Genomic DNA, 18,470 nt, shown 5'->3' on the forward strand with positions numbered 1-18,470 from the left:
GGTCGGGGGTGGGTGGCCGCCGAAGGCGGCGCTCTGCCTCGGCTCGCTAGCGCTCGCACCCACCCCTAACCCCTCCCTGAAAGGGAGGGAACGTCTTAAATCCACCCCAAAGCAGACGTTCGCCGCCGTGGGTCGTCACGCCACCCTTTTCGCCTTCGGCGGCGACGTCTTGGGCTTGAACCGGCACAGATCGACTACCGGGCAGCGCCAACATTCGGGCGTCCGTGCCTTGCAGATGTAGCGGCCGTGGAGGATCAGCCAGTGGTGCGCGCCGACGCGGAACGGGCCGGGGGTGCCTTTCTCCAGTGCCTTTTCGACCGCCAGCACGGTCTTGCCCGGCGCCAGCCCGGTGCGGTTGCCGACGCGAAAGATATGGGTGTCGACGGCAAAGGTTTCGGCGCCGAAGGCGCAGTTCATCACGACATTGGCGGTCTTGCGCCCGACCCCCGGCAATTCGACCAGCGTGTCGCGGTCGGCGGGGACGTCGCCGCCGAAATCGCGGACGAGGATTTCGGAGAGCGCAATGACGTTTTTCGCCTTGCCGTTGAACAGCCCGATCGTCTTGATATGGTCTTTCAGGCCGTCCTCGCCCAGGTCGATCATCTGCTGCGGCGTCGTCACCGCCTGAAACAAGCGCCGCGTCGCCTTGTTCACCCCGACATCGGTCGCCTGCGCCGACAGCACGACCGCGACGAGCAGCTGGTAGGTGTTGCCAAAAGCGAGTTCGGTCTCGGGGCTGGGGTTGAGCTCGGCGAGGCGGCGGTAGAATTCGAAAATATCGGCCTTTTTCACCGTTCGGGCAGCCCCAGCACCTGCGGCATCGTGTAGCGCCCGGGCTGTTGCCCGGTCAGCCACAGCGCCGCGCGCACCGCGCCGCGCGCAAAAATCATGCGGTTTTCGGCGCGGTGCGACAAAGTGATCATCTCCTCGGGCCCGGCAAAGATCACGTCATGATCGCCCGCGACGGTGCCGCCGCGCAAGGATGCAAAGCCGATCTTGCCATGGCCGCGCGCGCCAGTGACGCCATCGCGGCCGCGTTCGGAGCAGGTGGCGAGATTGATCCCGCGGCCGTCGGCCGCCGCCTGCCCCAACAGCAGCGCGGTGCCGCTGGGCGCGTCGAGCTTCATCCGGTGGTGCATTTCGACGATTTCGATATCATATTCGGGGTCGAGCCGCGCCGCCGCCTCGCGCACCAGATGCGCGAGCAGCGTGACGCCAAGCGAGGTATTGCCGGTCTGGAGCACCGCGATGTCGGCAGCGGCATCGTCGATCAGATAATGGTGGCGCTCCTCAAGCCCCGTGGTGCCGATGACGATCGGCTTCTTGGCCGCAACACAGGCGTCGAGCGTGGCTTCCAGCGCGGCGGGCGACGAGAAATCGACGAGCACGTCGGCGTCGCCGGCCAGTTTCCGGACGTCGCCGCCCTTGTCGATGCCGCAGCGCCGCTGCCCCGCTTCGGAGATCGCCGCGGCGAGCGCGACGCCCATCCGCCCTGCGCTGCCGATAATGCCGATGCTGGTCATATGCCGTCCCCTGACTATCGCCTCCCCTTAGCCGTTCGTGTCGAGCGAAGTCGAGACACCGTGAAGGCGGACGCTAACGATGGGCATCTCGACTTCATCCAAAGGATGAAGTTTATCCTGAGCGCCTGCTAAAGGCAGTCGAAGGGCTCGATGCGAACGGATAAGAGGGAGCCATGAGCGACATCAACAACATCGTCATCCTGACCGGCGCCGGGGTGTCGGCCGAAAGCGGCATCGACACATTTCGCGACGGCGGCGGATTGTGGGAACAGCATCGCGTCGAGGATGTCGCGACCCCCGAGGCGTTCGCGCGCGACCCCGATCTGGTGCTGCGCTTTTACGACATGCGGCGCGCAGCGATCCAGACCAAGGTGCCGAACGCCGCGCATGACGCGCTGGCGCGGCTCGACGCCGCTTGGCCGGGCGAGCTGTTGATCGTCACCCAGAATGTCGACGATCTGCACGAGCGTGCGGGGGCAAAGCGGCTGATCCATATGCATGGCGAACATCTGAACGCCTGGTGCACCGCGTGCGACGCGCGCACGCCATGGACCGCGCCATTGCTCGATCGCCCCGCCTGTCCGGTATGCGGCGCGGCGGGGACGCTGCGCCCCGACATCGTATGGTTCGGCGAAATGCCGTACCGGATGGACGAGATTTACGCCGCGCTGAACCGCGCCGACCTGTTCGTGTCGATCGGCACATCGGGCGCGGTGTACCCGGCGGCGGGATTTGTCCGCGAAGCACGCCAGTCGGGGGCGCGGACGCTGGAGCTGAATATGGAGCCGAGCCAGGGCAGCCATTGGTTCGGCGAAGCGCGGCACGGCCCGGCGGGGTCGTTGGTGCCAGCGTGGGTGGACGAGGTGCTGGGCCAATAGGCGACGATTTTCAGCGCCGCGCTGCGAAAAAGTCCCTGAGCAGCGCCGCCGCCTCCCCTGCCCCAATCCCGTCATACACCTCCGGCCGGTGATGCACCGTCGGCTGCGTGAAAACGCGCGGGCCGTGGATGACGGCGCCGCCCTTGGGATCGTCGGCGCCATAGTAAAGCCGCGCGATGCGGGCGTGGGCGATCGCGCCGGCGCACATCGCGCAGGGTTCGAGGGTGACGTACAGGTCGCAGCCGTCGAGCCGTTCATTGCCGATTTTTGCCGCCGCAGCGCGAATCGCGACGATTTCGGCATGCGCCGTCGGGTCGTGCGATTCGCGCGGGGCATTATGGCCCTCGCCGATAATTGCGCCGTCCTTGACGACGACCGCGCCGACCGGCACTTCGCCCAGATTGCCCGCTTTTGCAGCGAGGTCGAGCGCGCGGCGCATGGCGGGGGGGAACAGAGTGGCAGTCATTGTCAGGCGCTAGTCGCTTGACGAATCTGCAGCAAGCCGATAAGCGCGCGCCTTTCCCGGCTCACTCCGGTCCTGCATCCCCCGATTAGTCGGGACGCACCCGGACGCCGAACCGAAATTTTTTGTACGAGGACAAACATCATGTCGCGCATCTGCGAACTGACCGGCAAGGGTCGTATGGTAGGCAACAATGTCAGCCACGCCAACAACAAGACCAAGCGCACCTTTCTGCCGAACCTGCAGAATGTGACGTTGCTGTCGGACGCGCTGGGCAAGGGCGTCAAGATGCGCGTGTCGACCCACGGCCTGCGCACCGTCGAGCATAATGGCGGCCTCGACAATTGGCTGTTGAAAGCCGGCGACGACCAGCTGTCGGATGCCGCGCGCAAGGTGAAGAAGGAAGTCGCAAAGAAGCTGGCCGAAAAGGCCGCTTAACGCGCTTTTCCATCGCTAAAGCAATCAGGCGGCCGGGTTACCGAGCCGCCTTTTTGCTGCCCGTCACCCTTTCGGTTGGCGTCGCTGTCGGCGGCAGATCGACAAGTTCAAACTGGAGCAGCAGGCTGCGCTGCCAGCGGTTGAAATTATCGTCGGCGACCAGCCACAAATATGTCTGTCCCCGCTCGACCGTCACCGCGGCGCCTTCGTAATTTTCGGCCAGCGGTCGGGGGACGCGGCCGATCGTCCGCGACCGCAGCACCGCCTCGCTGGTGATCGCAGCGGGATCGGCGACCGCGATGATCGTCGTGAACACGGGATTGAAGCCCAGCCGCCGGTGGACGATCAGCAGACGCCCGTCGGGGAGCGCCGCCGCGTCGCTGACCAGTCCCTTGCCGCGCGAATCATAGAAAAAGCGAATCGGCGCCGGTCCGGGGGCGGCCGGATCGCCCGCGTACAGCAGCGCCTCGCGCCCGCGCGGATCGTCGTCGGCATCTTCGGAAAACACCACCGTCCGCCCGTCGGCGAGCCGCGCCATCGCTTCGGCGCCGCGATTCGCGGGCCAGCGCGGCGCGGGCAGCCGACGGCACGATTCGATCGCGCCCAGATCCCGGTCGAGCCGCCAGATCTGATTGATCCCTTCGAGCGCAATCCAGCCCTTGCCGCTGACCGGATCGATCGCCAGCGCCTCGGCATCGGCCATCGCTTTGGTTGCGGGGCGGCCATCGGGGGTCGGCAGCGGGCGAATATCGACGTCCGACACCGCGCCGCGGGGGTCGATCGTCAACCGCGTGCGATAGCCATTGTCGCCGATCAGCTGGAACTGCCCCGCCCCGGTGCGGGCCAGTGCCGAAAAACCGCCGAAGCGGCTGTTGGGGCTGACCAGGCGCCAGCCGCGCACATAGCGCATCGCCCCACGCGCGGCGGCCGCGAAAACAAGCGGACGCGCCGCAGCACGCTGGCTCGGGTCATCGACGGGGAAGCGCTGCACCGTCCCCGGCACCGGTCCGATGGCAATGAAGATCACGGCAGCGAAAAACAGGCGGCGCATCAGCGCGGGTTAGGGCCGCGACGGGCGAAAGGGAAGCGTTCCGGGGCGCGAAGCTGAACGCCAGCCAACAAGCGCGTTCAGGGTCGGCTCAATGCGAATCGCGCATAACCCCTTCATCGATCACCGCCCAGACGGGCAGCCCCCCGGGGCCAAACGACGAAAGAAGGAGAACGACAATGAAAAAGATGGTGACCCTCTCGATCGCCGCCCTGATGTCCACCGCGACGCTGGGCATGGCGGCTCCTGCTGCGGCGCAGAACGGCTATTACGACCGTGACGGCTATTCGAGCTATTACAGCGGTTATGACCGCGACGACCGTCGCTATGACCGTCGTTACGATCGCCGCGCCGACCGCCGCGATTATCGCCAGGACCGTCGCTATAACCAGCGTTACGACCGCCGCGACTATCGCCAGTGCGACAAGGGTACCGGCGGCACGATCATCGGCGCGATCGCCGGTGGCCTGGCCGGCCATGAAATTGCCGGCCGCGGTGACCGCGCCGTCGGCACGATCATCGGCGGCGCAGTCGGCGCCATCGCCGGCCGCGCGATCGACAAGGGGAATGACGGCTGCCGTTAAGGGCAGTCCCGACCTCCAATAACATCCTTTCCCCCTTCACCCCGCCCGGCCCCGCCGGGCGGGGTTTTCTTTGCGCGGTCGGTATGATCAGAGCCTGTCCTGAAGGGCTTGAGGGGGGCGGGCTTGCCTTAAAGCCCGCCAAAGCCTAGGTTCCCGATCAAGTGCACGTCCGTGCTTCGCGGATGCGTGAGAGAGACAGGTAATACTAGCCATGCGGCAAATGGCAGCGCCATCAGGGCGACCGCCGCGGCCAGGTTCCAGAACGGGGTCGGCGGCAAAAGGGCGAAATCCGGCGGAATCCGCCGCGCGCCCCGCGCATTTCGTTCGGCCGCGCAGCTATGCCGCAATCGATCTGGGCACCAACAATTGCCGCCTGCTGATCGCGCGCCCGCAAGACGGCGAACTCGTCGTCATCGACGCCTTTTCACGCATCGTCCGGCTGGGCGAAGGATTGCATGGCAGCGGCCGGATCAGCGATGCGGCGATGGACCGCACCGTCGCCGCGCTGTCGATCTGCGCCGACAAGCTGCGCCGCCGCCACGTATCACTGTCGCGTGCGGTCGCCACCGAAGCGTGCCGCCGCGCGTCGAACGGCGCCGAGCTGGCCGAGCGGGTGCGGCGCGAAACCGGCATTGCGCTCGACATTATTTCGGCCGCCGAAGAGGCGCGGCTCGCGGTGCTGGGGTGCCACAATCTGATGGAGCCCGGCGAGGGTCCGGCGCTGATTTTCGACATCGGCGGCGGCTCGACCGAGCTGATGCATGTCGATGTGTCGGACCATGACGTGAAAATCCACGACTGGATCAGCGTGCCGTGGGGCGTCGTGTCGCTGACCGAACATGCGCCGCTGCCCGACGACAGTCTGGCCGGCCGCCAGGCCGCCTATGCCCATATGCGCGAAGTGACACGCACCGCCTTTGCCGCCTTTGCCGGGCGCGCCGAGCAATTCGCCGGGCAAGAGCTGCGCCTGCTCGGCACCAGCGGCACGGTGACGACGCTGGCCAGCGTGTTCCTGAACCTGCCGCGATACGACCGCCGCGCGGTCGACGGGCTGGTGGTGCCGGCCGATGCGATGCGCGGCATCAGCCGCCGGCTGGCCGACGCCAGCATCGCCGACCGCGCCGAAATCGCCTGCATCGGCCGCGAGCGCGCCGATCTGGTCGTCGCCGGCTGCGCGATATTGGAAAGCATCATCGACCTGTGGCCCGCGGCGCGGGTCGGGGTCGCCGATCGCGGCATTCGCGAGGGCATTTTGCGGACCCTGGCGATGCAGGGCCGCGATGTGCCGGTGACCCGCCGCGAGTATCGCAAATGAGCAGCGGCAGCGGGAGCAGCAAGGGCGGCAGCGGAGGCTCAAGCGGGCGGGGCGGACTGCATGTGCGCGTCAAGACCGCGAAAAAGCGCAGCGTGTCGTCGACGCGCTGGCTGCAGCGCCAGCTCAACGACCCCTATGTCCGCCGCGCGCAGGCCGAGGGGTATCGATCGCGCGCCGCGTACAAGCTGATCGAGCTCGACGACAAATTCGGCTTTATCAAGAAAGCACGCGCGGTCGTCGATCTGGGCATCACGCCGGGCGGCTGGTCGCAGGTCGTCCGCAAAGCCAATCCGCGCGCGCGGGTCGCCGGAATCGACCTGCTCGCGTGCGAACCGATCGATGGCGTCGCCATCCTCGAGATGGATTTCATGGCCGATGCGGCGCCCGATGCGCTGATCGAGGCGCTAGGCAGCGCCCCCGACCTGGTGATTTCGGACATGGCGGCGAACACCGTCGGCCATCAGCAGACCGACCATCTGCGCACCATCGGACTGGCCGAGACCGCCGCCGATTTCGCGGTCCAGACGCTGCTGCCCGGCGGTGCGTTCGTGGCCAAGGTGTTTGCCGGCGGCGCCGACCACACCCTGCTGACCTTGCTCAAAAAGCATTTCACCACGGTTAAGCACGCCAAACCGCCAGCGAGCCGCAAGGGATCGCCCGAGCTTTACGTGATCGCGCAGGGCTTCAAGGGCCGCAGCGATCCAGCAGCGGCCGAAAACGGCGATAAAAACGGTCGCTGAAGCCCGCGCCGAGCCAAGTTCATTGCCGGGCAATTTAATCGCGCATACATAAGGCGATGACCGCCGTATCTGCGTCGACACGGCGGCGTATCACGCCTATTTGCAAGGACAGTCGATGAAGCATCGGTCGCAAAAATCCATCGCCCTGTTGACCATCTCCGCCTTTGTGCTGGCGTCGTGCGGCGGTGGCGGCGGTTCGAGCGGCGGCGGTGGCGGCGGCGGACCGGTGACGGTCACCCCGACCCCCTCGCCCACCCCGACACCGACCGCGGGCTGCGCCCTCGCCGCGCGCCAGGGCTTTGCCAAGGCGGTGATCGACGAATGGTATTTGTTCCCCAATGACGTCGCCAGCGGGGTCAATCCGGCGAGCTTCACCAGCGTTCAATCCTATATCGACGCGCTGGTCGCCCCGGCGCGCGCGCTCGGCAAGGACCGCTTTTTCACCTACATCACCTCGATCGCCGAGGAGAATGCGTTTTTCGCCAGCGGATCGAGCGCCGGGTTCGGCATCCGCCTGACCTATGACGCCGCGGGGCAACGCGTGTTGATCGCCGAGGCCTATGAAACCGCCCCCGCCTTTGCCGCGGGGATCGATCGCGGCACCGCGATCGTCGGAATCGGTACCAACAGCGGCAACATCCGCAGCATCGCGAGCATCGTCGCCGCCGAAGGCACCGCGGGCATCACCAACGCGCTGGGGCCCAGCGACCCCGGCGTCACCCGCGTGCTGCGGATCACCGATGGCGCCGGCACCCGCGACCTCACCGTCGCCAAGGCCGATTATGACCTCGATCCGATTTCGGACCGCTACGGGGCAAAAATCATCACCGAAAGTGGCCGCAGCTATGGCTATCTCAACCTGCGCACCTTTATCTCGTCGGCGAACCCGCAGCTGCGCTCCGCCTTCCTGAACTTCCGCAATCAGGGGGTGACCGACGTCATCATCGATTTCCGCTACAACGGCGGCGGGCTGGTTTCGACCGCCGAACTGATGGGCGACCTGCTCGGACGCAACCGCACAGCGAGCGAGCTGTACTCGCAGACCAATTTCCGCGCGTCGAAGTCGGTCGAGAACGACCGCCATTTCTTTACCGCGCAGCCCGAATCGATCGCGCCGACCCGCATCGCCTTCATCGGCACCGGATCGACCGCGTCGGCGAGCGAGCTGGTGATCAATTCGATGCTGCCTTATCTGGGCACCAACATGACGCTGGTCGGCAGCAACACCTTTGGCAAGCCGGTCGGTCAGATCGCGCTCGACAAGGCCGAGTGCGACGACCGGATGCGCGTCGTCGCCTTTGCCACCGGCAACGCCACCGGCGCGAGCGACTATTATGACGGGCTGGCCCCCAAAATCGCCAACAGCTGCGCCGCGAGCGACGATTTAAGCCTGCCGCTGGGCGACGCGCGCGAAGCATCGGTGCGCGCGGCGATCGATTTCCTGGCCGGTGCCAGCTGCACGACGCGCATCGCCGACGCCAGCGTCGGCCCGGCCGCGCACCGCAGCGATGTCCGCGTGCTCGCCGAACCCGAAATGCTGATTCCTGACCAGCCGAGCGCCGCGCAGCGCGAAATGCCGGGGCTGTTCTGATGGCGACCGGCTGACGATGGTGCATTGCAGCGATTGACCGCCGCACCAAAACCAAGCTAACGGGCGCCAAGCGACAGGTTCCCCGGCGACGGGGATTAATAGGGAACGGGAAAACCCCGGCTGCCCCTGCAACTGTACGCGGCGAGCCATCGGCCAATTGCCATTGGGACTTTCAGTCCCGAGAAGGCGGCCGACCCGGCGCTGACCCGCAAGCCAGGAGACCTGCCCGTCGCCGTCGTCTTTCGCGCGGGCAGGGTGCACCGAGCGGACGGGGGTGAACCCGCATGACGACAAAGTTGACCGCGTTCGCGCGGGGACGTTGTCGTGCGCCCGGTGGCCCAGACATCGATCCCGCGTGCGTGCGGTGTTGTCGATGAGGTTACCAAGATGAATCGCGTTTTCCGTCACTCCGTTTCGCTCGCCGTGCTGGCAGCGTCATCCCCCGCGCTTGCCGAAGACGCCGCGCACGCCGTCGCTTCGGAAGGCGACAGTATCATTGTTACCGCGACGCGTGCGCCGCTGACACTCGATGAAATCCCTGCCGCGATCGCGGTGCTCGACAAGGCGGCGATCGACCGCGCGCAGGACATCGGCGTCACCGAATTGCTGCTGCGCACCCCCGGCATCAGCATATCGCGCAACGGCGGTTATGGCACCGCGACGTCGCTGCGTATCCGCGGCGCCGAGTCCGAACATACGGTCGCGGTGATCGACGGGGTGAAGCTGAACGATCCGTCGTCGACCGGCGGTGGGTTCAACTTCACCAATTTGCTGGTCGGCGACATCGCGCGGATCGAGGTGCTGCGCGGCCCGCAGTCGATCCTGTGGGGCAGCCAGGCGATCGGCGGGGTGGTCAATATCGTCACCGCGTCGCCCGAAAAGGCAATCGAGGGCAGTTTCGACATCGAGGCGGGATCGCGCCAGACGGTCAGCGCGCGCGCCGCGATCGGCGGCAAGACCGGTCCGCTCAGCTGGCGGATCGGCGGCCAGCGGTTCACTACCGACGGCATTTCGTCGCATGCCAAAGCGTTCGGCGGGGTCGAGCGCGACGGGTACCGCAACCATAATCTGTCGGGGCGCGCCGAACTGGCGCTGACCGATCAGGTCAGCGTCGAGCTGCGCGGCACTTATGCAAGCGGACGGGTGCAATTCGACGGCTTCAACGCCGACAGCGCCGATTATGGGCTCAACAAGGAATTTGTCGGTTATGCCGGGGTGAATATCGATCTGGCGGACGGGCGGCTGCGCAATCGCATCGCGTATGGCCACACCGACACCAACCGCGACAATTTCAACCCGACCCGCGCGCGGCCGCGCAGTTTCGAGGCCGATGGGAGCAACAAGCGCTGGGAATATCAGGGCAGTTTCGCGGTGAGCGAGCGAATTTCGGCGATCTTCGGGGTCGAGAATGAGCGGTCGGATTTCCGCAGCCGATCGCCCGCAGCGTCGCTGTCGACGCCGCTGCCCGCCTTCGCGCGCGGCGAGGCCGAACTCACCAGTGCCTATGGGCAGATCAGCGTCGAACCGGTCGATGGGCTGACGCTCAACGGCGGCGTGCGGTACGACGATCATGACCGCTATGGCGGGCAGACCTTGTTCGCGGCGGGGGGCGTGTGGCGCCTGCCCACCGGTACCGTGCTGCGCGCGAGCTATGGCGAAGGGTTCAAGGCACCGAGCCTGTTCCAACTGTTCAGCGAATTCGGCAATGTCGGGCTCGATCCCGAAGCGGCGAAGGGCTGGGAAGCGGGGATCGAGCAGCAGCTGTTCGATCGCAAGCTGGTCGTCGGGGCGAGCTGGTTCGACCGCACCACAACGAACCAGATCATCTTCAACAGCTGTTCGGCGACCGCCACCGATCCGCTCTGCTTCGCCCCCGGCAATCCGGCGGCGCGGCGTTTCGGCTATTATCTGAACGTCGCGCGCGCCGAAGCGCATGGCGTCGAAGCCGCCGCGGCGCTGACGCTGGGCGGGCTGGTGCTCGATGGCAATTATAGCTGGATCGTCGCCGAGGATCGTTCGCCCGGCACCGCCAATTTCGGCAAATGGCTGCCGCGGCGCCCGCGCCAGACCGCCAATGCGTCGGTCAGCTATGAATTTCCCTTCGGCCTGACGACCGGCGCGGCGCTGCGCTGGGCGGGCAGAAGTTTCGACAATGCGAGCAATGCGACACGGCTGGGCGGCTATACGCTGGTCGATTTGCGCGCCGAGTTCGCGCTGTCGGATGGCGTCAAGCTGTTCGCCCGCGCGGAGAATATCTTTGACGAGCAATATATGACCGCGTTCCGTTACGGGTCGCTGGGGCGCAGCGTCTATGCCGGCTTCCGGGGGCGGTTCTGACATGGGCGCGATGTCAAAGCGCGGCGCATCGGCGTTGTGGGTGGCGCTGCTGACCGCGGCGAGTACGGCGACGACGCTGGCGCTCGCCTGCGCGACGCCCTTCCCCGCGCTCGCGGCCCTCGCGGCGGTGCATATGCGCCGCCGCGGGGGCGTGGCGCTGATGTTGCTGGCGTGGCTCGCGAGCCAGTTCGTCGGCTTTTTCCTGCTCGGCTACCCGCGTGACGGCAGCACGCTGGCGTGGGGCGTCGCGCTTGGCACCGCCGCGGTGGGGTCGGCGCTGGCGGGCTATGCCGCGGTGCGCGCCGCGGGTTACCGGTCGGTCGCGGCACGGCTGAGCCTTGCTTATGCGGCGGGTTTCACCGCGTATAAAGGGATCATCGTCGGCTGGGCACTGGTGCTCGGAGGGCTGCACACCGCGACGGCGCCCGACCTGCTCGCCGAGCAGTTTGTGCGTAATGGGGCGATCCTGATCGGGCTGTACGCGCTCTATCGCGTCCTTGTGGCGGCGGGGGTTCCGGCGCCGCCGCAGCCCGCCCAAAGCGCGGCCTGATGCTGACGCGCGCCGACCCCGGCCCGGCGGTGGTGGTGTGCAACAGCTGCCGCCACAGCGGTGACGCGCAGGTCGATACAGGCGGCGTGCGCGGCGGCGCGCGGCTGGTCGCGGCGCTCAGAGACGCGAAGGCGGCCGACCCGCGCTATGCCGGGATTGCGGTGCAGGAGATGGCGTGCCTGTTCGCGTGCCAGGATTTCTGCACCGTCCACCTGCGCGCGCCGGGCAAGATCGCCTATGTGTTGGGCCGGTTCGTCGCAGGCGATGCCGCGGCGCGCGCCATCCTCGACTATGCGGTCCATTACGCCGCGAGCGAATTTGGCCGCGTCCCCTTTTCGCTGTGGCCCGAGGGCGTCAAAGGCCATTTCATCACCCGCACCCCGCCGCCAGGATATGTCGCCGAATGACCTGTTTTACGTCTCCCGAGGCCTTTGCCGCCGCCCTCGCCGCGCTCAGCGATCCCGATCCCCATACCCAGGCCGACGCGCGGACGCGGCAGGCCGAGCTGACCAAGCCCGCCGGGTCGCTGGGGCGGCTCGAGGAGCTGGCGGTGTTTTTTGCCGGCTGGCAGCGCCGTGCACGGCCGCGGATCGACCGCGCCCGCGCCGCGATCTTTGCGGGCAATCATGGTATCACCGTGCATGGCGTCAGCGCCTTTCCGGCGAGCGTGACGGCGCAGATGGTCGCGAATTTTGCGAACGGCGGCGCGGCGATCAACGCGCTGGCCGCGGCGGCAGGGCTGGAGCTGGCCGTCGTTGCGCTCGACCTCGACCGGCCAACCGCCGATTTCACCATCGCGGCAGCGATGAGCGAGGCCGAATGCCTCGACGCGCTGAACCGCGGCGCGGCGGTGGTCAACGCCGATCTCGACCTGATCCTGCTCGGCGAGATGGGGATCGGCAATTCGACCGCAGCAGCGGCGCTGTGCGCGCGCAGTTTCGGCGGCGACGCCGCGGCGTGGGTCGGCCCCGGCACCGGGGTCGACGGCCATGGCGTCGCGCGCAAGGCCGATGTCGTCGCGCGCGCCATCGCCTTCCATCGCGCCGCACCGGTGTCGGCGTTCGACACGCTGCGCCGCGTCGGCGGGCGCGAGATCGCGGCGATGGCAGGCGCGGTGCTCCGCGCGCGCCAGCTCGGGGTGCCGGTGCTGCTCGACGGCTTTATCGGCAGCGCCGCGCTCGCCCCGCTCGCCGCCGACAATCCCGCGATCGCCGCGCATTGCATCGCGGGTCATTGTTCGGCTGAACCGGGGCACCGGCACCTGCTCGACATGCTCGGACTCGACCCGCTGTTGGCGCTGGGCATGCGGCTGGGCGAAGGCAGCGGCGCCGCGGTGGCGGCGAACATCCTTCGCAGCGCGCTCGCCGCGCACGACGGCATGGCGACCTTTGCCGAAGCGCAGGTGTCGGCGTCGTTGTGAGCGGCTTTGCGCTCCATCTGCTGCGCCACGGCGCGCCCGAAACGCCGGGGCTGATGTTGGGTCGCACCGATGGCGCGGCAACACCGGCGGGGATCGCGGCGTGCGCGGCGCAGGCGGCGGGGCTGGACATCGAACATATTGTCGCCTCTGACCTGTGCCGCAGCCGCGCGGCGGGCCAAGCGATCGCCAAGGCGCGGGGCTTGCCGCTGACCATCGATCCGCGCTGGCGCGAGCTCGATTTCGGCGACTGGGACGGGCGGGCGAGCAGCGATGTCGATCCAGACACGCTCGGCCGCTTCTGGGACGATCCCGACCTCAATCCGCCGCCCGGCGGCGAACGCTGGTCGGCGCTGGTGGCGCGGGTCGCCGCCGCGATCGGGGATCTGGCGCCGGTGCCGACATTGGTCGTGACGCATGGCGGCACGATGCGCGCGGCGCTGCACACGCTGGCCGGGTTCGACCAGCGCCAGCTGTGGGCATTCGACCTGCCCTATGCGGCGCGGTTGTCGCTGACCGTCTGGCCGGGCGAGCCGACCAGCGCGCAGATCGTCGGGCTTTGCCCGTGAAGGGGCTGCTGATCGCGATCCAGTTCCTCACCCGGCTGCCGACGCCGCGGATCGCGGTATCGAGCGAGGAATTTGCCGCGTCGATGCGATGGTTTCCCGCGGTCGGGCTGATCGTCGGCGCGCTTGTCGCGGGCGCAGGCTGGGCCGGGTCCGCGATCGATCCATGGACGGGGGCGCTGTGTGCGCTGCTGATCTGGGTTGCGGCGACCGGGGCGCTCCACCTCGACGGGCTGGGCGACCTCGCCGATGCAAGCGGCGCGGCGCATAAGGACCGCGCGCGCTTGCTGGCGGTGCTGTCGGACCCGCACGTCGGCAGTTTTGCCATCGTCGCGATCGCGCTGCAACTGATGACCAAGCTGGTGCTGCTCCGCGCGCTGATCGACGGCGAAGCGCTCGTCGCCATCGCGCTGGTCCCCTTTGCGGCGCGGATCGGCCCGCTCATCTGGTCACGCGCGCTGCCCGATCTGCACGCGGGGCTGGGGTCGCGGTTCCGGAATGTCGTGCGCCCGATCGATTTCGCCATCTGGAGCGCGCTGCTGCTCGCGGCGGCGTGGATATCGCCGTCGCTGCTGACCGCACCGTTGATTTTCGCATTCTGGGGCTGGTGGCTGATGCGCAAGATCGGCGGCATTTCGGGCGACGGGCATGGCGCGGGGATCGAGGTCGGCGAAAGCTTCCTCGTCGCCGCCGCGCTGCTGGTCGTACATCTGGCATGAGCGAGCCATGGACCTGGCATGGCGGCGGGCTGACGGCGGCGCAGCGCCATTTCGGCCGCGACGACTGGATCGACCTGTCGACCGGGATCAATCCGCACCCTTGGCCGGGTGCAACCGATATGGCGTTCGACTGGCAGCGGCTGCCCGAGCCCGAGGCGTTGGCCGCGCTGGAGGCCATCGCCGCGTCCCATTTCGGGGTCGATCCGCGCCAGGTCTGCGCGGTGCCGGGCAGCGAGATCGGGCTGCGACTGGTCGGCGCGCTGATCGGCGGTCCGGCGCAGCACATCGCCCCCGGGTACCGCACCCATGGCGCGATGATCGCGGGCAGCTTGGCAATCGACCTGGCCGCAGCACGCGATTGCGGCGGCTCGCTGATCCTCGCCAATCCGAACAATCCCGACGGCCATATCATCGACGCCGCGGCGCGGCGCGACCTGCTGACCGACCGCGACGGCTGGCTGCTGGTCGACGAGGCGTTCGCTGACGCCGACCCGGCCCACAGCGTCGCGGCGTTCGTGGGCGACGATCGGCGGCTGGTCGCCTTTCGTTCGTTCGGCAAATTCTTCGGGCTTGCCGGGGTGCGGCTGGGCTTTGTCCTGGCCCCGCAAGCCCTGATCGCGGCGCTGCGCGACAGGCTGGGCGCCTGGCCGCTGTCGGCAGCGGCGATCGCGATCGGCACCGCGGCCTATGCCGACCGCGACTGGATCGCCGCCACGCGCGGCCGCCTGCCGCATGACGCAGCCGCGCTCGACGCGATGCTGATACGCCGCGGGCATCGGCCGATCGGCGCGTGCCCGCTGTTTCGCCTGATCGCGGTCGATGATGCACACGCATTGTTCGAGCGGCTGGCGCGGCGCGCGATCCTGACCCGCCCCTTTGCCGACCAGCCGCGATGGTTGCGCATCGGCCTGCCCGCCGATGCCACGGCGCTGGCGCGGCTCGACGCGGCGCTGGCGAATGGCTGAGCCGATCGCGCTGACCGCGCTGGCGCTCGACGCGGCGCTCGGCTGGCCGCGGCCGCTCTATCGCCGTATCGGCCATCCGGTTGGCTTGTTCGCGCGGATCATCGAGCACTGCGAAGCAGGGTTGAACCAGCCGAGGCGCAGCTTTGCGATGCGGCGAGCACTGGGAATCCTGACCCTGCTCCTCCTGTTGATCGTCGCCATCGGTCCCGCCTGGGCCATTCAATATTGGCTACTCGCGACGCTCGGCAGTTGGGGCTGGATCGGCGTCGCGATCCTCGCCTGGCCCGCGCTGGCGCAGCGCAGCCTGTTCGACCATGTCCGCGCGGTCAGCGAGCGCATCGACGCCGGTGACCTGCCCGGCGCACGGCTCGCCGTCGGCGCGATCGTCGGCCGCGATACCGCGGCGCTGGACGAAGCCGGGGTGGCGCGCGCCGCGATCGAAAGCCTGGCGGAAAGCCTCTGCGACGGGGTCGCGGCGCCATTGTTCTGGCTACTCCTCCTCGGCCTGCCCGGCGTGTGGGCGTATAAGGCGGTGAACACCGCCGACAGCCTGATCGGCCACCGCGAAGATCGCTGGCGCGCCTTCGGCTGGGCCGCGGCGCGCAGCGACGACCTGGCCAATTGGATCCCCGCGCGCCTGTCGGGCGTCCTGATCTGTCTCGCTGGTCGCGGCGGCTGGCACGTCTTGCGGCGCGATGCGCGAAACCACGCCTCGCCCAATGCCGGCTGGCCCGAGGCGGCGATGGCGGGCGCACTGGGGCTTCGCCTGGCGGGGCCAGTCGCCTATGACGGGGTGATGCACGACAAGCCCTGGATCGGCGACGGCCGCCGCGACGCGAATGGCGACGACATCGACCGCGCGCTGGCGATCTATCTGCGCGCCTGCCTGCTGCTGTGGCTGATCGCGGGAGGGGCGGCATGGCTGCGTTGATGGTGCAGGGCACCGGGTCCGACGTCGGCAAGTCGGTGCTGGTTGCGGGGCTGTGCCGCGCCTTTGCCAACCGCGGGCTGGTCGTGCGCCCGTTCAAACCGCAGAATATGTCGAACAATGCCGCAGTGACGATCGACGGCGGCGAGATTGGGCGCGCGCAGGCGTTGCAGGCGATCGCGTGCCGCACGCCGCCGCACAGCGACATGAACCCGGTGCTGCTGAAGCCGCAGGCCGACCGCACCTCGCAGCTGATCGTCCATGGCCGGGTGCGCGGGACGCTGGGCAGCGGCAATTTTCGCGAGGCGCGCGGCGCGCTGCTGACCGAGGTGATGCAAAGCTATCACCGGCTGCGCGCGACATGCGATCTGGTGGTTGTCGAGGGCGCGGGGTCGCCCGCCGAGATCAACCTGCGCGCCGGCGACATCGCCAATATGGGCTTTGCCCGCGCCGCGAATGTCCCTGTCGTGCTGGTTGGGGACATCGACCGCGGCGGGGTGATCGCGGCGATCGTCGGCACCCGCGCGGTGATCGATCCCGACGATGCGGCGATGATCCGCGCGTTCCTGATCAACAAGTTCCGCGGCGATCCGGCGCTGTTCGACGATGGCTATCGCGAAATCGAACGGCGCAGCGGCTGGCCGGGCTTCGGGGTCATTCCGTGGCTGAGCGCCGCGGCGCGGCTGCCGAGCGAGGATGCAGTGATCCTCGAGCGTCCCGCCGACCCGCACGAGGGGCGGCGGATGATCGCCTGCCCGATCCTGCCGCGCATCTCCAATTTCGACGACCTCGACCCGCTCAAGCTCGAACCCGGGGTCGAGGTGGTGATGGTGCCGCCGGGGCGGCCGATCCCCGCCGAGGCAGCGATCATCGTCCTGCCGGGGTCGAAAGCGACGATCGCCGATCTGGGCGCGCTGCGCGCCGAGGGCTGGGACATCGACATCCGGGCGCTTCACCGGCGCGGCGGGATGATCATCGGCCTGTGCGGCGGCTACCAGATGCTCGGACGGCGGATCGCCGATCCGTTGGGGATCGAGGGGGCGGCGGCGGCGGTCGACGGGCTGGGGCTGCTCGACGTCGAAACGACGCTATCGCCCGCCAAGACGCTGCGCCGCGTCACCGGCTCGGCGTTAGGCGCGGAGGTGGCAGGCTATGAGATGCATATGGGCGAAACGCGCGGCCCCGGCACCGACCAGCCCTTCGCGATGCTCGCCGATGGCGCCAGCGATGGCGCGATCAGCAGCGATGGCCGGGTGATCGGCTCCTATCTCCACGGCCTGTTCGCCTCGACCGACCTGCGCCGCTCGCTGCTGGCGCGCATCGGCGTGGCGGGCGGCGGGCGCGACTATGCCGCCGACGTCGATGCGGCGCTCGACGACATCGCTACAGAACTTGCGCGCCACGTCGATCTGGACGGCTTGCTGGCCCTCGCCGGGGTGCGCGCATGACCGGCACCGGGCTGTTTGTCCTGGGCGGCGCGCGGTCGGGCAAGAGCCGATATGCGCAAGCGCGCGCCGAGGCGATTGCGGGTCACCATCATTTTGTCGCAACCGCCGAAGCATTCGACGATGAAATGCAGGACCGCATCGCGCGGCATCAGGCCGACCGCGATGCGCGCTGGCGCACCGTCGAGGCGCCGCGCGATCTGCCCGCGGTGCTTGCGGCGCTGAATGCCCCGGACGCGGTCGTGCTGGTCGACTGTCTGACGCTGTGGCTGTCGAACCTGCTCCTCGCCGATGCCGGCCTTGATCATGCCGAAGCAGAATTATGTCATATAATCAATCGGTTCACTGGCCATATCATCCTGGTATCCAACGAAGTCGGGCTGGGCATCGTGCCCGCCAATGCGCTGGCGCGGCGCTTCGGCGACGCGGCGGGCCGGCTCAATCAGGCGGTTGCTGCGGTCGCCACCGAGGTCGTGTTGCTCACCGCCGGACTGCCGCTGACGCTCAAGCCGCCTGCGATCCCGCGATAAACTGAGTTTTCGCGCGTCGACCGCCCGAAAAACCGAGGCTTGGCGAACGCCGTATCATGCGGCTATGGCAGCGCATTGGCCGGGACTCGCCCGACCGAAACCAGGAGAGAATTTATGAATCACGCCGAACTGTCGGACGCCGTCGCCGCGTCGCTGGACCTCAGCAAAGCCGACGGACGCAAGGCCGTCGATGCCGTCTTCGCCGCGATCGGCGATGCCGCCGCCAAGGGCGACGAAGTTTCGGTCAACGGCTTTGGCAAGTTCAAGGTCAAGGCCACCCCGGCGCGCGAAGGCCGCAATCCTTCGACCGGCGCGACGATCCAGATCAAGGCCGCCAAGAAGCTGACCTTTGGTCCGGCCAAGGCCGTCAAGGATCGCCTGAACGGCTAATCCCTATCGGCTCATCGCCGCGCGCAGGGCTCCGCCGAACCAT

General features: G+C 68.1%; 21 protein-coding genes and 1 riboswitch. Of the genes, 17 read left to right on the forward strand and 4 right to left on the reverse strand.

Features of this window, described 5'->3' with window-relative positions; all coding sequences use genetic code 11:
* Positions 1-135 precede the first annotated feature (135 nt).
* Positions 136-792 carry an endonuclease III gene (nth, locus tag FFS68_RS08235; RefSeq protein ID WP_137752714.1) on the reverse strand — a complete coding sequence of 219 codons (657 nt, stop codon included), beginning with the start codon at positions 790-792 and terminating at the stop codon, positions 136-138.
* Positions 789-1,523 carry a 4-hydroxy-tetrahydrodipicolinate reductase gene (gene dapB, locus FFS68_RS08240; protein ID WP_137752715.1) on the reverse strand — a complete coding sequence of 245 codons (735 nt, stop codon included), beginning with the start codon at positions 1,521-1,523 and terminating at the stop codon, positions 789-791. Before dapB ends, nth begins: the two co-directional genes overlap by 4 nt.
* Before the next feature lie 173 nt (positions 1,524-1,696).
* Between dapB and FFS68_RS08245 the strand changes: the two genes are divergently transcribed.
* Positions 1,697-2,401: an NAD-dependent deacylase gene (locus FFS68_RS08245; protein ID WP_137752716.1), complete on the forward strand. Its 705-nt coding sequence runs from the start codon at positions 1,697-1,699 to the stop codon at positions 2,399-2,401.
* A gap of 10 nt (positions 2,402-2,411) precedes the next feature.
* Here FFS68_RS08245 and tadA read toward each other — a convergent pair whose 3' ends face one another.
* Positions 2,412-2,867: a tRNA adenosine(34) deaminase TadA gene (tadA, locus tag FFS68_RS08250; protein WP_249340080.1), complete on the reverse strand. Its 456-nt coding sequence runs from the start codon at positions 2,865-2,867 to the stop codon at positions 2,412-2,414.
* A 141-nt stretch (positions 2,868-3,008) separates the two neighbouring features.
* Here tadA and rpmB point away from each other — a divergent pair, with 141 nt between their 5' ends.
* Complete coding sequence (gene rpmB, locus FFS68_RS08255) at positions 3,009-3,302, forward strand: 50S ribosomal protein L28 (RefSeq protein ID WP_137752717.1); 294 nt, start codon at positions 3,009-3,011, stop codon at positions 3,300-3,302.
* 37 nt (positions 3,303-3,339) lie between these two features.
* On the opposite strand, the gene FFS68_RS08260 is transcribed toward rpmB, so the two are convergent.
* Complete coding sequence (locus FFS68_RS08260; RefSeq protein ID WP_137752718.1) at positions 3,340-4,353, reverse strand: esterase-like activity of phytase family protein; 1,014 nt, start codon at positions 4,351-4,353, stop codon at positions 3,340-3,342.
* A 176-nt stretch (positions 4,354-4,529) separates the two neighbouring features.
* Between FFS68_RS08260 and FFS68_RS08265 the strand changes: the two genes are divergently transcribed.
* The 15 genes from FFS68_RS08265 to FFS68_RS08335 all read left to right on the forward strand — a co-directional run bounded on the left by FFS68_RS08265 (position 4,530) and on the right by FFS68_RS08335 (position 18,427).
* Positions 4,530-4,934 carry a glycine zipper 2TM domain-containing protein gene (locus FFS68_RS08265; RefSeq protein WP_137752719.1) on the forward strand — a complete coding sequence of 135 codons (405 nt, stop codon included), beginning with the start codon at positions 4,530-4,532 and terminating at the stop codon, positions 4,932-4,934.
* A 211-nt stretch (positions 4,935-5,145) separates the two neighbouring features.
* Positions 5,146-6,249, forward strand: coding sequence for a Ppx/GppA phosphatase family protein (locus FFS68_RS08270; RefSeq protein WP_137752720.1), 1,104 nt, complete (start codon positions 5,146-5,148; stop codon positions 6,247-6,249).
* Positions 6,246-6,989 carry an RlmE family RNA methyltransferase gene (locus tag FFS68_RS08275; protein WP_171003783.1) on the forward strand — a complete coding sequence of 248 codons (744 nt, stop codon included), beginning with the start codon at positions 6,246-6,248 and terminating at the stop codon, positions 6,987-6,989. The genes FFS68_RS08270 and FFS68_RS08275 overlap by 4 nt, the downstream gene beginning before the upstream one ends.
* 115 nt (positions 6,990-7,104) lie before the next feature.
* On the forward strand, positions 7,105-8,580 hold the full coding sequence (locus FFS68_RS08280) for a S41 family peptidase (RefSeq protein WP_137752721.1): 1,476 nt from the start codon (positions 7,105-7,107) through the stop codon (positions 8,578-8,580).
* A 58-nt stretch (positions 8,581-8,638) separates the two neighbouring features.
* A riboswitch (cobalamin riboswitch) is annotated at positions 8,639-8,825 on the forward strand.
* Between the two features lie 142 nt (positions 8,826-8,967).
* Positions 8,968-10,917 (forward strand): TonB-dependent receptor, encoded by a 1,950-nt coding sequence (locus FFS68_RS08285; protein WP_137752722.1) that lies wholly within the window; start codon positions 8,968-8,970, stop codon positions 10,915-10,917.
* 1 nt (position 10,918) lies between these two features.
* Complete coding sequence (locus tag FFS68_RS08290) at positions 10,919-11,467, forward strand: hypothetical protein (RefSeq protein ID WP_137752723.1); 549 nt, start codon at positions 10,919-10,921, stop codon at positions 11,465-11,467.
* A complete protein-coding gene (locus tag FFS68_RS08295) occupies positions 11,467-11,874 on the forward strand; it encodes a DUF1636 domain-containing protein (RefSeq protein WP_137752724.1) in 408 nt (135 codons plus the stop codon). The genes FFS68_RS08290 and FFS68_RS08295 overlap by 1 nt, the downstream gene beginning before the upstream one ends.
* A complete protein-coding gene (cobT, locus tag FFS68_RS08300; RefSeq protein ID WP_137752725.1) occupies positions 11,871-12,887 on the forward strand; it encodes a nicotinate-nucleotide--dimethylbenzimidazole phosphoribosyltransferase in 1,017 nt (338 codons plus the stop codon). The genes FFS68_RS08295 and cobT overlap by 4 nt, the downstream gene beginning before the upstream one ends.
* Complete coding sequence (locus FFS68_RS08305; RefSeq protein ID WP_137752726.1) at positions 12,884-13,453, forward strand: histidine phosphatase family protein; 570 nt, start codon at positions 12,884-12,886, stop codon at positions 13,451-13,453. Before cobT ends, FFS68_RS08305 begins: the two co-directional genes overlap by 4 nt.
* A complete protein-coding gene (locus tag FFS68_RS08310; protein ID WP_137752727.1) occupies positions 13,450-14,169 on the forward strand; it encodes an adenosylcobinamide-GDP ribazoletransferase in 720 nt (239 codons plus the stop codon). The genes FFS68_RS08305 and FFS68_RS08310 overlap by 4 nt, the downstream gene beginning before the upstream one ends.
* Positions 14,166-15,134 carry an aminotransferase class I/II-fold pyridoxal phosphate-dependent enzyme gene (locus FFS68_RS08315; protein WP_137752728.1) on the forward strand — a complete coding sequence of 323 codons (969 nt, stop codon included), beginning with the start codon at positions 14,166-14,168 and terminating at the stop codon, positions 15,132-15,134. The genes FFS68_RS08310 and FFS68_RS08315 overlap by 4 nt, the downstream gene beginning before the upstream one ends.
* The gene (cbiB, locus tag FFS68_RS08320) at positions 15,127-16,065 is read left to right on the forward strand and encodes an adenosylcobinamide-phosphate synthase CbiB (protein ID WP_137752729.1); all 939 of its coding nucleotides are present in this window, start codon (positions 15,127-15,129) and stop codon (positions 16,063-16,065) included. The genes FFS68_RS08315 and cbiB overlap by 8 nt, the downstream gene beginning before the upstream one ends.
* A complete protein-coding gene (locus tag FFS68_RS08325; RefSeq protein ID WP_137752730.1) occupies positions 16,053-17,510 on the forward strand; it encodes a cobyric acid synthase in 1,458 nt (485 codons plus the stop codon). The genes cbiB and FFS68_RS08325 overlap by 13 nt, the downstream gene beginning before the upstream one ends.
* Entirely contained in the window at positions 17,507-18,037 is a 531-nt protein-coding gene (gene cobU / locus FFS68_RS08330; protein WP_137752731.1) for a bifunctional adenosylcobinamide kinase/adenosylcobinamide-phosphate guanylyltransferase, read from the forward strand. The genes FFS68_RS08325 and cobU overlap by 4 nt, the downstream gene beginning before the upstream one ends.
* A gap of 114 nt (positions 18,038-18,151) precedes the next feature.
* Entirely contained in the window at positions 18,152-18,427 is a 276-nt protein-coding gene (locus tag FFS68_RS08335) for an HU family DNA-binding protein (RefSeq protein WP_137752732.1), read from the forward strand.
* The last annotated feature ends 43 nt before the right edge of the window (positions 18,428-18,470 follow it).

Origin of the sequence: Sphingopyxis sp. L1A2A (genome assembly GCF_005502465.1) — a bacterium.
GTDB lineage: Bacteria > Pseudomonadota > Alphaproteobacteria > Sphingomonadales > Sphingomonadaceae > Sphingopyxis.

Bases quoted from the DNA above. Each gene is read 5' to 3' on its own strand.
- dapB (WP_137752715.1), bottom strand. From the start codon at position 1,523: ATGACCAGCATCGGCATTATCGGCAGCGCAGGGCGGATGGGCGTCGCG.
- FFS68_RS08245 (WP_137752716.1), top strand. From the start codon at position 1,697: ATGAGCGACATCAACAACATCGTCATCCTGACCGGCGCCGGGGTGTCG.
- tadA (WP_249340080.1), bottom strand. From the start codon at position 2,867: ATGACTGCCACTCTGTTCCCCCCCGCCATGCGCCGCGCGCTCGACCTC.
- rpmB (WP_137752717.1), top strand. From the start codon at position 3,009: ATGTCGCGCATCTGCGAACTGACCGGCAAGGGTCGTATGGTAGGCAAC.
- FFS68_RS08260 (WP_137752718.1), bottom strand. From the start codon at position 4,353: ATGCGCCGCCTGTTTTTCGCTGCCGTGATCTTCATTGCCATCGGACCG.
- FFS68_RS08265 (WP_137752719.1), top strand. From the start codon at position 4,530: ATGAAAAAGATGGTGACCCTCTCGATCGCCGCCCTGATGTCCACCGCG.
- FFS68_RS08270 (WP_137752720.1), top strand. From the start codon at position 5,146: ATGCGGCAAATGGCAGCGCCATCAGGGCGACCGCCGCGGCCAGGTTCC.
- FFS68_RS08275 (WP_171003783.1), top strand. From the start codon at position 6,246: ATGAGCAGCGGCAGCGGGAGCAGCAAGGGCGGCAGCGGAGGCTCAAGC.
- FFS68_RS08280 (WP_137752721.1), top strand. From the start codon at position 7,105: ATGAAGCATCGGTCGCAAAAATCCATCGCCCTGTTGACCATCTCCGCC.
- FFS68_RS08285 (WP_137752722.1), top strand. From the start codon at position 8,968: ATGAATCGCGTTTTCCGTCACTCCGTTTCGCTCGCCGTGCTGGCAGCG.
- FFS68_RS08290 (WP_137752723.1), top strand. From the start codon at position 10,919: ATGGGCGCGATGTCAAAGCGCGGCGCATCGGCGTTGTGGGTGGCGCTG.
- FFS68_RS08295 (WP_137752724.1), top strand. From the start codon at position 11,467: ATGCTGACGCGCGCCGACCCCGGCCCGGCGGTGGTGGTGTGCAACAGC.
- cobT (WP_137752725.1), top strand. From the start codon at position 11,871: ATGACCTGTTTTACGTCTCCCGAGGCCTTTGCCGCCGCCCTCGCCGCG.
- FFS68_RS08315 (WP_137752728.1), top strand. From the start codon at position 14,166: ATGAGCGAGCCATGGACCTGGCATGGCGGCGGGCTGACGGCGGCGCAG.
- cbiB (WP_137752729.1), top strand. From the start codon at position 15,127: ATGGCTGAGCCGATCGCGCTGACCGCGCTGGCGCTCGACGCGGCGCTC.
- FFS68_RS08325 (WP_137752730.1), top strand. From the start codon at position 16,053: ATGGCTGCGTTGATGGTGCAGGGCACCGGGTCCGACGTCGGCAAGTCG.
- cobU (WP_137752731.1), top strand. From the start codon at position 17,507: ATGACCGGCACCGGGCTGTTTGTCCTGGGCGGCGCGCGGTCGGGCAAG.
- FFS68_RS08335 (WP_137752732.1), top strand. From the start codon at position 18,152: ATGAATCACGCCGAACTGTCGGACGCCGTCGCCGCGTCGCTGGACCTC.